Source organism: Mycobacterium sp. NGS40, assembly GCF_059812735.1.
The window spans coordinates 70,747-83,436 of the sequence record NZ_JCALDG010000022.1 but is presented as its reverse complement, the minus strand read 5'-3'; the positions used below and the strand labels follow the sequence as shown (position 1 = coordinate 83,436).

Sequence of the window (12,690 nt, the reverse complement as noted above, 5' to 3'; positions counted from 1 at the left end):
CACTAACGCTTGGCACTTGAGAACCGCCAGCGCATCAGGCGTCTGCGCCATTAGGGTGTGCCGGTGTGGACATAACTGCGCGCCGCACGCCGAACAGCCAGAAGGCGGCGACGGCCGCGGCTGAAAAGTGGTTCTTGGAGCGCGGTTTGCCGTCGGTGCTCACGACGCGGGGCCGATGGCGACGGCTCTGGCCGCGGTCGTCACCGATGCTGACCGCATGGGCGACCATCGAAGCCTGCCTGCTGGGTTGCTTCTTCGCCAGCGACGGCAATGAGGTCTTCATCGACGGGACACCCACGACGCGGCAGTGGGTGATCCTGGCCTTGCTCGCGGCCGCCCTGCCGCTGGCCGCCCTGTTCGGCTGGCTGGTGTCGCGCATGTCGAGCGGGCGCACCCGCGCGGCGGTCGCATCGCTGGCGCTGGCGTTCGTCATTTTCTGTGGAGTCGTAGAAAGCGGCCCCGTCCGGCTGACGCGCGACGCGGTGATTCTGGCGCTGGTGTTGGTGCTGACCGGTTCCGGTGTCGGGTCGGTGCTCGCGTGGGCGGTGCGGATGACGGTCGAACACCTCGCGACGGTCGGCACGCTCGCGGTCCGGGCCCTGCCGATCGTGCTGCTGACCGCGTTGGTGTTCTTCAACACCTACGTCTGGCTGATGGCGGCCACCATCAACGGCGAACGGCTCTCACTGGCGATCGCCTTTCTGCTCGGCATCGCGGGGGCATTCGTCGTCTCCAAAACCGTCGAGCGGGTCAGGCCGCTGCTCAGGTCGACGGCGTCACTACCCGAGGGCAACGAGGCCCTCGCCGAAACTCCGTTCGCCGCGATGGCCGACCCGTCGCCCGGCTCGGCGCTGAAGAAAGCGGAACGCCTCAACGTGGTGTTCCTGCTGGCGACCTCGCAGCTGGTCGAGATCCTGGTGGTCGCGCTCGTCGGCGCCACCATGTATCTCATTCTCGGCCTGATCGTCCTGACGCCGTCGCTGCTCAACGAATGGACGCACACCTCGGTGAGCACCGCGACGGTGCTGGGATGGACGCTGCCCGTACCGGATTCGCTGATCCACATGTGCCTGTTCCTCGGCGCGCTGACGTTCATGTACATCGCGGCCCGCGCGGTCGACGATGCCGAGTACCGAGCGATGTTCCTCGATCCACTGGTCGACGACCTGCACACCGCCCTGGCCGCGCGCAACCGCTACCTGGGCAACGTCGCCGACGAATCCGACACAACGAGAGAAAGCGAGTAAGCAAGTGACCGACCTGTCCGGGAAACGTTATGGCGAAGTACTTCTCGTCGAGGTGGGTGAATCCGGCCCACAAGCCACCGTTTACAACAGCTTTCCGCTCAACGACTGTCCGGCCGAGTTGTGGTCCAAGCTCGACGCGACGGCCATCGCGGCCGAACACGGCGCCGCCGCGGCCTTGCTCAACGGCCCGCGCTACTGGCTGATGAACGCGATCGAAAAGCAGGCCGATGGTCCGCAAGAGCGGATGACGTTCGGCGGCATCGAGATGATCAAGCAGGCCACCGTGGAGCTGTCGTCGATGAACCCCGCGCCCTACACCGTCAACGAAGTGAGTCGCAATACGGTCTTCGTCTTCAACGCCGGCGAAGAGATCTACGAACTGATCGATCCCGACGGCAAGCGCTGGGTCATGCAGACCTGGAGCCAGGTCGCCGACCCCAACCTGTCGCGCGCCGATCTGGCCGGGCTGGCCGAGCGACTGACACTGCCCGAAGGGTGGAGCTATCAGCCGCGGGTGCTCACCGAGACGCTGCGGGTCGACACGACAGATCGTCCCGCGCGTGTGACGCAGGACGACCTGACGAACACCTACTCGTTCGAATTCGACTGAGCCGCTTAGGGATTGGATCCCTAGAGGTACTGGCCGAGGTTCGACTCGGTGTCGATGGCGCGCGACGCGCTCGACGACTTGCCGGTGACCAGGGTGCGGATGTACACGATCCGCTCACCCTTCTTGCCCGAGATCCGCGCCCAGTCGTCGGGGTTGGTGGTGTTGGGCAGGTCCTCGTTCTCGGCGAACTCGTCGACGATGGAGTCCAGCAGGTGCTGTATCCGCAGACCGGGCTGACCGGTCTCCAGCACCGACTTGATCGCGTTCTTCTTCGCCCGGTCGACGACGTTCTGAATCATGGCCCCGGAGTTGAAGTCCTTGAAGTACATGACTTCCTTGTCACCGTTGGCGTAGGTGACCTCCAGGAACCGGTTGTCGTCGATCTCGGCGTACATCCGCTCGACGACCTTCTCGATCATCGCGTGGACGCAGGCCGACCGGTCGCCGTCGAACTCGGCGAGATCGTCGGCGTGCACGGGCAGCGTCTCGACCAGATACTTCGAGAAGATGTCTTGTGCCGCTTCGGCATCGGGCCGCTCGATCTTGATCTTCACATCGAGACGTCCGGGCCGCAGGATCGCGGGGTCGATCATGTCCTCGCGGTTGGAGGCGCCGATCACGATGACGTTCTCCAGACCCTCGACACCGTCGATCTCGCTCAGCAGCTGCGGGACCACCGTGGTCTCGACGTCCGACGACACCCCGGTACCGCGGGTACGGAAGATCGAGTCCATCTCGTCGAAGAACACGATCACCGGCGTACCCTCCGACGCCTTCTCGCGGGCCCGCTGGAAGATCAGCCGGATGTGCCGCTCGGTCTCGCCGACGAACTTGTTCAGCAGCTCGGGACCCTTGATGTTGAGGAAGTACGACTTCGCCTCGCGGGCGTCGTCGCCGCGCACCTCGGCCATCTTCTTGGCCAGCGAATTGGCGACCGCCTTGGCGATCAGCGTCTTACCGCAACCGGGCGGACCGTAGAGCAACACACCCTTGGGCGGACGCAGCGCGTACTCCCGGTACAGCTCCTTGTGCAGGAACGGCAGCTCCACCGCGTCGCGGATCTGCTCGATCTGCCGGGTCAGACCGCCGATGTCCTGGTAGCTGACGTCGGGCACCTCTTCGAGCACCAGGTCCTCGACCTCGGCCTTGGGAATGCGCTCGAACGCGTAGCCGGCTTTGGTGTCGACCAGCAGAGAATCGCCAGGCCGCAACTTGCGCGGCCTGGTGTCATCGTTGAGTGCGTCGGGAACCCCGTCGGGCAAGTCCTCGGCCACCAGCGGCTCGGCCAGCCAGACGATCCGTTCCTCGTCGGCGTGGCCCACGACCAGTGCGCGGTGTCCGTCGTTGAGCACCTCACGCAGAGTCGAGATCTCACCCACGGATTCGTACGTCCCGGCCTCGACGACGGTCAGGGCTTCGTTGAGCCGAACCGTCTGTCCCTTGCGCAGCGCCGGCACGTCGATGTTGGGCGAGCAGGTCAGTCGCATCTTGCGACCCGAGGTGAACACGTCGACGGTTTCGTCCTCATGCGACGCAAGCAAAACGCCGTAACCACTCGGCGGCTGCCCGAGCCGGTCGACTTCTTCCCGCAGCGCCAGCAGTTGTTGCCGGGCCTCTTTAAGAGTTTCCATTAATTTGGAATTGCGGGCCGCAAGCGAGTCGATCCGCGCTTCGAGTTGATGCACATCGCGTGCGGAGCGCGTGCCGGCCGGCGATTCGGCGGCTTGCTCAAGTTGCTCACGCAGCACCGCGGCTTCGCGGCGCAGCTGTTCCAGCTCGGCAGCATCGCTGCTGGACATGCCGGTTTCATGATTGATCCCGAATGCTTCAGAACGCTCTGACTCACCCATGTTGCGCTCCTTTCCCGCCCCGAATTGATGCGGTGGATCCTTACAACGCTACCGGCGATTGGCCGTTCATGCGTGAACTCAAAAGCCATCAAAAGTCGCGTCTTTACTCCCGCTGGTAACCTCGGCGTCGATTTGGGACCACCGAAAGGACACCCCTTGACCGCAAAACCCCTCACCACAGGCCCTGCCGTGGTCGCGGTCGTCAACGCAATGTTTCCAACTGTGACTTCCATTGCACCAGTTGGCCAGATCGCGGCAACCACCGCCCTCCAAGAATCAGGCCTCGAATCAGACGGCGCCGAATAGCCCGGGCGGTCAACGGATGCACCGACACCTGTCGCTAGCGCTGAGCGCCGCCACCGCCGTGGCGGCGTTCGGGGTCGCGGCATGCTCGCACAGCGAACCCAAGGTGCTGCCGTCGACGAGTCTGGCGGTGCCGGTGCCGACGTCGAGTCCGCTGATCGTCGCGGCTCCACCGACCGCGCCGCTGCCCGTGCCCGAAGCTCTGGTCGAGGTGCTGAACCGGCTTGTCGATCCGAATGTCCCCGGGATGAACAAGGTGAACCTCGTCGAAGGCGCGACGCCGGAAAGCGCGGCCACGCTGGACAAGTTCGTCAACGCGCTGCGCGACAACGGCTACCTCCCGATGACGTTCGTGGCGAACAACATCGCATGGTCGGACAAGAATCCGGCCAACGTGGTGGCCACGGTCGGCGTCAACACCGCCAAGGGGCCCAACGGCGCGTTCACCTTTCCGATGGAGTTCGCTCCGTTGACGGGCGGCTGGCAGCTTTCCCGGAAGACGGCGGAAATGCTGTTGGCGCTGGGCAACTCGCCGGCCCCGCCACCCCCGCCACCCAGCCCGACCATTCCGCTGCCCCCGCCGCCGGAACCGGTCCAGCCACCTTCTCCCTCGCCCGCTCCGCCGTCAGCCGCCCCGGCTGCGCCGCCGGCACCCGCTTCACCGCCGACGCCCGCGCCTCCTGCCGAGTCCGCGCCCGCCCAACCCGCACCCGGCTGATGTGGATCGCCTGGCTGGAATTCGACGTGCTGCTGGGCCCGGAGCTTGGGGTGCGATCGCTCAAGGAGAAGCGCTCAATGATCCGTCCCGTCGTCGCCGAGTTGCGCCGCAAGTTCAGCGTGTCGGCCGCCGAGACCGGTTCGCAGGAGCTGTATCGGCGAGCGGGCATCGGGGTGGCCCTGGTGTCCGGTGACCGGGCGCATGCCGTCGACGTCCTGGATGCGGCCGAACGTCTGGTCGCCGCGCATCCCGAGTTCGAGCTGCTGTCGGTGCGACGCTCGCTGGTGCGCAGCGAGGACCAAGACTAGCTGGGACTAGCCGGGCCTAGCTGGGACTAGCTGGCCCTAGCCGTCCCGGCCCGCCCGCTTGCGGCCCAACGGCATCGGGGCCACTGTGCCCGGCGCGAGCCGTCGCGACGCCACCAGGAAGGCGGTGTGGCCGCGCATGGTGTGCTGTGGCCGGACGGCCAGGCCGACGACATGCCAGCCGCGCTGCATCGTCTCCCAGGCGCGTGGTTCGGTCCAGCACTGCCGGGCCCGCAGCGCCTCCACCACCTTCGACAGCTGGGTGACCGTGGCCACGTAGATCAGCAGCACCCCGCCTGCGACGACGAGCCGCGATACCGCTTCCAGCACCTCCCACGGCGACAGCATGTCCAGCACCGCCCGGTCGAAGGAGCCGTCGGGCAGCCCGGAGTCGACGACGTCGCCGATGATCAGCTCCCAGTTGCCCGGCGCCCCGCCGAAGAAGACGTCCACGTTGCGCCGCGCATGTTCGGCGTGATCCGCACGCACTTCGTAGGACACCACCCGCCCCTCGGGACCCACCGCGCGCAACAGCGAACAGGTCAGCGCGCCGGAGCCGGCTCCGGCCTCCAGGACGCGGGCTCCCGGAAAGATGTCGCCCTCGTGCACGATCTGCGCGGCGTCCTTGGGATAGATGACCTGCGGCCCGCGCGGCATGGACATGATGTAGTCGACCAGTAGCGGGCGCAGCACCAGGTACGGGTTGCCGTTGCTGGATTTGACCACGCTGCCCTGCTGCAGCCCGATGATCGTGTCGTGCGGGATCGCACCGCGGTGAGTGTGGAACTCCGCACCCTCGGTCAGCTCCACCGTGTAGTGACGGCCCTTGGCGTCGGTGAGCTGAACACGCTCGCCGACGACGAATGGACCGGTGTTGGACACGCCGTTCAGCGTGCCAGCCGACTCGCCGTTGGCGATGCTCGGGGTTGTCGGCACGGCGTCCTAGGCTGCGAATATGACCGACCAGCCAGAAGACCAGGCGCGGGCGGCTTCCAGACCGGCTTCGCGGCCGGCACTGTCGCCGTCGCGTGCGGCCGACTTCAAGCAGTGCCCGTTGTTGTACCGGTTCCGGGCGATCGACCGCCTGCCCGAGCCGCCGTCGACCGCGCAGATCCGCGGGTCGGTCGTGCACGCCGCGCTCGAGCAGCTCTACGGTCTGCCCGCGGCATCGCGCGATCCCCAGACGGCGATCTCGCTGCTGGAGCCCGCGTGGGAGCAGGTGATCGCCGCCGAACCCGGCCGGTTCGGCGAGCTGGACGCCGTGCAGCGCGCCCAGGTACTCGAGGATGCTCGCGCGCTGCTGTCCGGCTATTACCGGCTGGAAGACCCGACCCGATTCGACCCGCAGTGCTGCGAGCAGCGGGTGGAGGTGGAACTCGCCGACGGCACGCTGCTGCGTGGCTTCATCGACCGCATCGACGTCGCGGCCACCGGCGAGCTGCGGGTGGTCGACTACAAGACCGGCAAGGCGCCGCCGGAGGCGCGGGCACTGGCCGAGTTCAAGGCGATGTTTCAGATGAAGTTCTATGCGGTGGCGCTGCTGCGCACCCGCGGGGTGCCGCCGACCCGACTGCGCCTGATCTACCTCGCTGACGGCCAGGTGCTGGACTACTCGCCCGAGCTCGACGAGCTGGAGCGCTTCGAGAAGACCTTGATGGCGATCTGGCGTGCCATCCAATCTGCCGGTGCGACAGGCGATTTCCGCCCCAGCAAGTCGCGGTTGTGCGACTGGTGTCCGCACCAGGAATTCTGCCCGGTTTTCGGCGGCACCCCGCCGCCCTACCCCGGCTGGCCGGACGACGTTCGGGCGCAAGCCATTTCGTGTTCGAGCGAACCGGCGGCCTAGACGCCGCTAGTCGAGCGGTGTCATCTCCTGCAGCATGGTGGGAATGAGCTCGCTGACGGTCGGATGAATGTGCATCGTGCGCGACAACGTGGTGTAGGGCACCTTGGCCGACATGACATCCAGAATGGCGTGGATGGCCCCGTCACCGCCGACCCCGAGGATGGCCGCACCGAGGATCTGGTCGGTTTCCGCGTCGACGACCACCTGCATAAAGCCTTGCGTCTCACCCTTTTCCACTGCTCGGCCGACTCTGGTCATCGGCCGCGTACCGATCAGCGCCTTGCGGCCCGACGCGCGGACCTCGCCGACCGTCATCCCGGCGCGGCCCAGCGGTGGATCGATGTAGAGCGCGTAGGTGGTGATGCGGTCGCTGACCCGGCGTGGATCGTCGTCGAGCAGATTGGCGGCCACGATCTCGTAGTCGTTGTACGAGGTGTGAGTGAAGGCGCCCTTGCCGTTGCAGTCGCCCATCGCCCAGATGTGATCAACGTTGGTCTTGAGCGCGTCGTCGACGACGACGTAGCCTCGCGCGTCGGTCTGCACACCGGCAGCCTCGAGTCCCAGATCGTCGGTGTTGGGCCGGCGGCCCACCGCCATCAGCAGGTGGCTTCCCACAATGGGGTCGGCACCGGCGCGTGGGGTGAGTTCGAATCCGTTGTCTGTCTTGGCGATCCGCACATCGTCGGCACCCAGGATGATCGCGATGCCTTCGGATTCCAGAATTTCCTTGATGGTGGCCGAGACGTCCTCGTCTTCGCGGGAGGCCAACCGCGGACCCCGCTCCACCACGGTGACCGCAGCGCCGAAGCGACGGTACATCTGGGCGAACTCCAGAGCGATGTAACTACCGCCGACGATAACGAGATGCGTTGGCAGCGTGTCGAGTTCGAGGATGGACACGTTGGTGAGGTAGTCGACATCGGCCAGGCCTGGGACGTCGGGCACGACGGCGCGGCCACCGACGTTGAGGAAGATCCGGTCGGCGTGCAGCTCCCGGTCGTCGACGCGCAGGGTGTGCGGGTCGATGAAACGGGCATGGCCGCGAACAACGGTGCAGCCGTCCATGCCCTCGAGCCAGTCCTCGACACCCTTGCGGTCGGCGAGCACGATGCCCTCTTTGCGGTCCTTGACTTTCACCATGTCCACGCTGATCCACCCGGTCGCCACACCGTATTCGCCGCCGCGGCGGGCCAGATGGGCGGCGTGCGCGCTGGCGACCAGTGTTTTGGTCGGGATGCATCCGTTGTTGACGCAAGTGCCACCGATCAGCTTGCGCTCGACGATCGCGACGCGCTGCCCCGCGGCGGTCAGCCGACCCGCAAGCGGGGGTCCCGCTTGGCCGGCGCCGACGATGATCGCATCGAAATGCTCGCTCACTTAACGGCCGAGATCAGGTATTCGGCCAGTACGTGACCCGTCAGTGCCGCGACGGCGAACCCGCCCAGGATCGCGACCGCATCCTCGAGCAGCGCGATCGGCAGGTCCCGCCCACCGCTGACCGCCACCAGCCGCTTGCGCGCCTGATAGCCACCGAGGGTGCCCAGCACCGCGCCGATGATGCCGGCCCCGAGGGCGGTGAACGTCCAGTGCGGCCACGCGCCCAGCGCCGCGCCCGCGAGCCCGCCCATCAGCAGCCGGGCCGCGAAGACTGGTGGCGCCGTCCGCGGCGGCGTCTTGGGCAGCTTGTCGTTCACCAATTCGCCGACGGCCAGAACGCTGAAGATGACGACGGTGATGATGTTGCCCAGCCACGATGCCCAGGTGCCGTGCAAGTCGATCCAGCCGAGGTACGCGGCCCACGCGACCACCGCGGGCGCCGTCAGGGAGCGCAACCCCGCGACAACGCCAATCAGCAAAGCCAGCAACAGAACAAGGACATGCGTCACGGCGACCCTCCTGGGGGATGAACAGCGCGGCAACCAAAAGAGCGGGCGGCGGCCGTTCGGGCCCCTACCCCTAGCCGGACGCTAACACAGCCGGGGCCGAGCTGGTGAGATCAGAATCGGCAGAACCTGATATCGGACGCCAGGATCGCTTTGGCGCCGATGGACGCGAGCTCGTCCATGATCTCGTTGACACCCCGACGCGGCACCAGCGCGCGGATCGCGACCCAGTCCGGGTCGGCGAGCGGGGCGATGGTCGGCGACTCCAGGCCCGGCGTGATCGACGTGGCTTGATCCAGCACCGAGCGCGGGCAGTCGTAGTCGAGCATCAAATACTGCTGCCCGAACACCACACCCTGAATCCGCGCGACCAGCTGATCGCGTGCCGCCCGCTGCGCTCCGTCGCGGTCCCCGGTGGCGCGCTCGATCAGCACCGCCTCCGAATCACACAGCGGCTCACCGAAGGCCACCAGATCGTGCAGGCTCAGGGTGCGGCCGGATCCGACCACGTCGGCGATCGCGTCGGCCACGCCGAGCTGCACCGAAATCTCCACGGCGCCGTCAAGTCTGATGACCGTCGCTTCAATTCCCTTGTCCGCCAGATCTTTTCGTACCAGATTCGGGTATGCGGTGGCGATCCTCTTGCCGGCCAGGTCGGCCGTCGTCCAGTCGAAACCGGCCGGCCCCGCATAGCGGAAGCTGGACGAACCGAAACCCAGTGCCAGGCATTCGGTCACCGGCGCGTCCGAGTCGAGCACCAGGTCGCGCCCGGTGATGCCGAAGTCGAGCTGTCCCGAACCGACGTAGATGGCAATGTCTTTGGGCCGCAGGAAGAAGAACTCGACATGGTTGGCGCGGTCGATGACGGTGAGGTCTTTGGAATCGGTGCGCCGCCGGTAGCCGGCCTCCGAGAGGATCTCACTGGCCGGCTCACTGAGCGTGCCCTTGTTCGGCACGGCGACTCGCAGCATGCTCATAGCTTCCGATAAACGTCGTCGAGGGACAGTCCGCGCGCGATCATCAGCACCTGAGCCCAGTACAGCAACTGACTGATCTCCTCGGCCAATGCGTCGTTGGATTCATGCTCGGCGGCCAGCCACACCTCGCCGGCCTCCTCCAGGATCTTCTTGCCCAGCCCATGGATCCCGCCGTCGAGCGCGGCGACCGTGGCACTGCCGGCCGGTCGGGTGCGGGCACGGTCGCCGAGTTCGGCGAACAGGTCCTCGAATGTCTTCACGGCCAGCGATTGTTTCACGAGGCAGCGAGCAAAGTCACCTCGGTTTCTCCTGGTGACGTTGCCTACCGGAATCCCGAAGTTGCACAGGTTGTTTCGCAGTGCGGGCAACCCGCTAGTCGAACCCGGCGAGCGTCATGCGCAGCGCCTTTTCGAGCTGAACGTGAAACTCCGGTCCGTCGACGGGTTCGGTGAGCCAGCGATCGATGACGAATTTGGCCGTGGCCAAACTGGTGTGCACCAACAGTGCGGGCCGGATGTCTGACGCTGCGTCGACGCCCATGCGGGAAGCCACCTGCGCGATGAATTCGCGATGTTCGGTTTCGGTGACCAGCACCGATTGGCTCAACAGGTGCGGGGCGGTGGCGACGGCCTGGCGCCAGGTGTCCAGCGTCTGGACTTCGATCACCTCTTGCGCACGCGCGACGAACAGCCGGATCAACGCCTCGACCGGTGACTCGTCCGATGGTCTGGCGCTGTAGGACTCGACGATCTCCGCGCTGGCCTCCCGGACGGGACCGACCAGCAGGCTCTCCTTGGTGGGCGCGTACCGGAAATAGGTGCTGATCGATACGCCGGCCGCCGCGGCGATGTCCTCGGTGGTCACCGCGTCGAAACCACGTTCTGCGAAAAGCCGCTGGGCGGTCTGCTGGATCTGCGAAACTAGCTCAGCACGGCGACGGTCTCGCAACGAGCCGGTGTTTGCTGAGGGCATGCGTTCACCTTCGCCAGTCCGACGTTTCAGCCCATGGAGTCGCTCAGCGGCGATCCAGATGAGTGACTCTACACTATTGAAAGTCCCTATCAAGTAGGCTAATGTGACTCAGCACACGCCTATGAGCTGCGAAGTTACGGAACCTGATAAGGCTATTTTTGTAAAGTTAGGCTTCACGAGCTCCGAACCCTCCGCTCGGCGGTCAGGACGTAACTGGTTCGCGATGACGGGTGCCGTGAGTTTGCTAGACATACGACAAATAGTCGCGCGATGACGACCCGGGAAGACGGCGTCATCGCCATCCAGAACTGGTCTGTCGGCTACGTCAAACGTCACCCGATTGCCTCGCTGACGACGGTGGGCGAACAGTTCGTCCTTGGTGTGCGCACCATTCAGTACTTCTTTTTCGACCTGTTGACGGGCCGATTTCAGTGGCAGGAGTTTGTTCGACAGGGTGCGTTCATGGCGGGCACCGCGGTATTGCCGACGATTCTGGTGTCACTGCCGATCAGCGTCACCCTGTCCATTCAATTCGCCCTGCTCGCCGGCCAGGTGGGCGCCACCTCGCTGGCCGGCGCGGCCAGCGGTCTGGCCGTCATCCGGCAGGGCGCGTCGTTGGTCGCCGCCGTGTTGATGGCCTCGGCCGTCGGCTCGGCGATCACCGCCGATCTGGGGTCACGAACCATGCGGGAGGAAACCGACGCGATGGAGGTGATGGGCGTATCGGTGATCCGCCGCCTGGTGGTGCCCCGCTTTGCCGCGGCCATCATGATCGGCGTCGCGCTCACCGGTGTGGTGTGCTTCGTCGGATTTTTCGCGAGCTACATGTTCAACGTGTATTTCCAGAACGGCGCGCCCGGCAGCTTCGTGTCGACCTTCGCGTCGTTCGCGACCACCGACGACATGGTTTTGGCGTTGGTGAAAGCGGTCATTTTCGGTGCGATCGTCGCCGTTGTGTCGGCGCAGAAGGGCCTGTCCACCGTCGGTGGCCCAACGGGCGTCGCGAACTCGGTCAATGCCGCTGTCGTCGAAGCGATCCTGCTGCTGATGATCGTCAACGTCGCGATCAGCCAGCTCTACATCATGTTGGTGCCCAGGACGGGGCTCTGACATGGCGGCCGCCCCCTACCTGCCGTTGGCCCCCATCACCGTCCCGATGCTGCGGCTGTATCGCCGGGGCACGGTGCCGATTATCCGGCTGGGCCATTTGCTGGTCTTTTTCATCCGGGCGCTGGTCGCGGTGCCGCTCGCGTTGCGCCAGTACCGCGGCGAGTTCCTGCGGCTGCTGTCGAACATCACCTGGGGCAACGGCTCAATCGTGGTGGGTGGCGGAACCGCCGGTGTGGCCGTCGTTCTCGGCATGACCGTGGGCGCGCTGGTCGGCATCGAGGGTTACAACTTCCTGGACCTGCTGGGCCTCGGGCCGGCCACCGGCTTCGTCTCGTCGTTGGTCAACACCCGCGAGCTGGCACCGCTGATGGCGTCGCTGGCGTTCGCCATGCAGGGTGGTTGCCGCTTCACCGCCCAGTTGGGGTCGATGCGGATCGCCGAGGAGATCGATGCGCTGGAATCCATTGCGATCCGCCCGATTCCGTATCTGGTGACGACGCGACTGATCGCCTCGGTCGCGGCCATCGTCCCGCTGTATGTGGCGTGCCTGGCGATCGGCTATCTGACCACCCAGCTGGTGGTGGGGATCAGCAGCGGTGGCTCGACGGGCTCCTACCTGCATTACTTCACGCTGATGCTGGCCGGCCAGGACATCGTCTACTCCTTGATCAAGGCCGTGATCTTCGTCTGGATCGCGTCCACCATTCAGTGCTACTACGGCTATTACGCGACCGGCGGGCCGGAGGGCGTCGGGGTGGCCGCCGGGCACGGAATGCGGGCCAGCATCACCGTCGTGATCATGGTGAACATGCTGCTCACCATGGCGTTGTGGGGGGTAGACGCCGGCGCAAGGTTCGGTGGTTAGCCAG

Annotated in this window: 14 protein-coding genes; 7 read left to right on the top strand and 7 right to left on the bottom strand. The window is 65.9% G+C overall.

The window, feature by feature from the left end; all coding sequences use genetic code 11:
* The first annotated feature begins 65 nt into the window (after positions 1-65).
* Both AC5Y5O_RS26155 and AC5Y5O_RS26150 read left to right on the top strand, forming a co-directional pair.
* Complete coding sequence (locus AC5Y5O_RS26155; protein WP_500028053.1) at positions 66-1,247, top strand: hypothetical protein; 1,182 nt, start codon at positions 66-68, stop codon at positions 1,245-1,247.
* 4 nt (positions 1,248-1,251) lie between these two features.
* Positions 1,252-1,857, top strand: a complete 606-nt coding sequence (locus tag AC5Y5O_RS26150; protein ID WP_500028052.1) for a hypothetical protein — start codon at positions 1,252-1,254, stop codon at positions 1,855-1,857.
* A gap of 20 nt (positions 1,858-1,877) precedes the next feature.
* On the opposite strand, the gene arc is transcribed toward AC5Y5O_RS26150, so the two are convergent.
* On the bottom strand, positions 1,878-3,707 hold the full coding sequence (gene arc, locus AC5Y5O_RS26145; protein WP_096288426.1) for a proteasome ATPase: 1,830 nt from the start codon (positions 3,705-3,707) through the stop codon (positions 1,878-1,880).
* Between the two features lie 322 nt (positions 3,708-4,029).
* On the opposite strand from arc, the gene lppK reads away from it, so the two are divergent.
* Positions 4,030-4,728 (top strand): lipoprotein LppK, encoded by a 699-nt coding sequence (gene lppK, locus AC5Y5O_RS26140; RefSeq protein ID WP_500028051.1) that lies wholly within the window; start codon positions 4,030-4,032, stop codon positions 4,726-4,728.
* Complete coding sequence (locus AC5Y5O_RS26135; RefSeq protein ID WP_096288428.1) at positions 4,728-5,036, top strand: DUF503 domain-containing protein; 309 nt, start codon at positions 4,728-4,730, stop codon at positions 5,034-5,036. Before lppK ends, AC5Y5O_RS26135 begins: the two co-directional genes overlap by 1 nt.
* Before the next feature lie 36 nt (positions 5,037-5,072).
* Here the strand turns inward: AC5Y5O_RS26135 and trmI are convergent, their stop codons facing one another.
* Positions 5,073-5,915 carry a tRNA (adenine(58)-N(1))-methyltransferase TrmI gene (trmI, locus tag AC5Y5O_RS26130; protein WP_096291196.1) on the bottom strand — a complete coding sequence of 281 codons (843 nt, stop codon included), beginning with the start codon at positions 5,913-5,915 and terminating at the stop codon, positions 5,073-5,075.
* Positions 5,916-5,988: 73 nt separating this feature from the next.
* Here trmI and AC5Y5O_RS26125 point away from each other — a divergent pair, with 73 nt between their 5' ends.
* Positions 5,989-6,879: a RecB family exonuclease gene (locus AC5Y5O_RS26125; protein ID WP_096288430.1), complete on the top strand. Its 891-nt coding sequence runs from the start codon at positions 5,989-5,991 to the stop codon at positions 6,877-6,879.
* Between the two features lie 6 nt (positions 6,880-6,885).
* On the opposite strand, the gene AC5Y5O_RS26120 is transcribed toward AC5Y5O_RS26125, so the two are convergent.
* From AC5Y5O_RS26120 to AC5Y5O_RS26100, 5 genes are all read right to left on the bottom strand, one after another.
* Positions 6,886-8,256: an FAD-containing oxidoreductase gene (locus AC5Y5O_RS26120; protein ID WP_500028049.1), complete on the bottom strand. Its 1,371-nt coding sequence runs from the start codon at positions 8,254-8,256 to the stop codon at positions 6,886-6,888.
* A complete protein-coding gene (locus AC5Y5O_RS26115; RefSeq protein WP_096288434.1) occupies positions 8,253-8,765 on the bottom strand; it encodes a DUF4126 domain-containing protein in 513 nt (170 codons plus the stop codon). Before AC5Y5O_RS26115 ends, AC5Y5O_RS26120 begins: the two co-directional genes overlap by 4 nt.
* A 110-nt stretch (positions 8,766-8,875) precedes the next feature.
* Positions 8,876-9,733, bottom strand: coding sequence for an ATP phosphoribosyltransferase (gene hisG / locus AC5Y5O_RS26110; RefSeq protein WP_096288436.1), 858 nt, complete (start codon positions 9,731-9,733; stop codon positions 8,876-8,878).
* A 2-nt stretch (positions 9,734-9,735) separates the two neighbouring features.
* The gene (locus AC5Y5O_RS26105) at positions 9,736-10,017 is read right to left on the bottom strand and encodes a phosphoribosyl-ATP diphosphatase (protein ID WP_090603224.1); all 282 of its coding nucleotides are present in this window, start codon (positions 10,015-10,017) and stop codon (positions 9,736-9,738) included.
* A gap of 94 nt (positions 10,018-10,111) precedes the next feature.
* On the bottom strand, positions 10,112-10,711 hold the full coding sequence (locus AC5Y5O_RS26100; protein WP_096288439.1) for a TetR family transcriptional regulator: 600 nt from the start codon (positions 10,709-10,711) through the stop codon (positions 10,112-10,114).
* Positions 10,712-10,981: 270 nt separating this feature from the next.
* Here AC5Y5O_RS26100 and AC5Y5O_RS26095 point away from each other — a divergent pair, with 270 nt between their 5' ends.
* Both AC5Y5O_RS26095 and AC5Y5O_RS26090 read left to right on the top strand, forming a co-directional pair.
* Positions 10,982-11,821 carry an MlaE family ABC transporter permease gene (locus AC5Y5O_RS26095; protein ID WP_096288442.1) on the top strand — a complete coding sequence of 280 codons (840 nt, stop codon included), beginning with the start codon at positions 10,982-10,984 and terminating at the stop codon, positions 11,819-11,821.
* Between the two features lies 1 nt (position 11,822).
* Positions 11,823-12,686 carry an ABC transporter permease gene (locus tag AC5Y5O_RS26090; protein ID WP_096288445.1) on the top strand — a complete coding sequence of 288 codons (864 nt, stop codon included), beginning with the start codon at positions 11,823-11,825 and terminating at the stop codon, positions 12,684-12,686.
* The last annotated feature ends 4 nt before the right edge of the window (positions 12,687-12,690 follow it).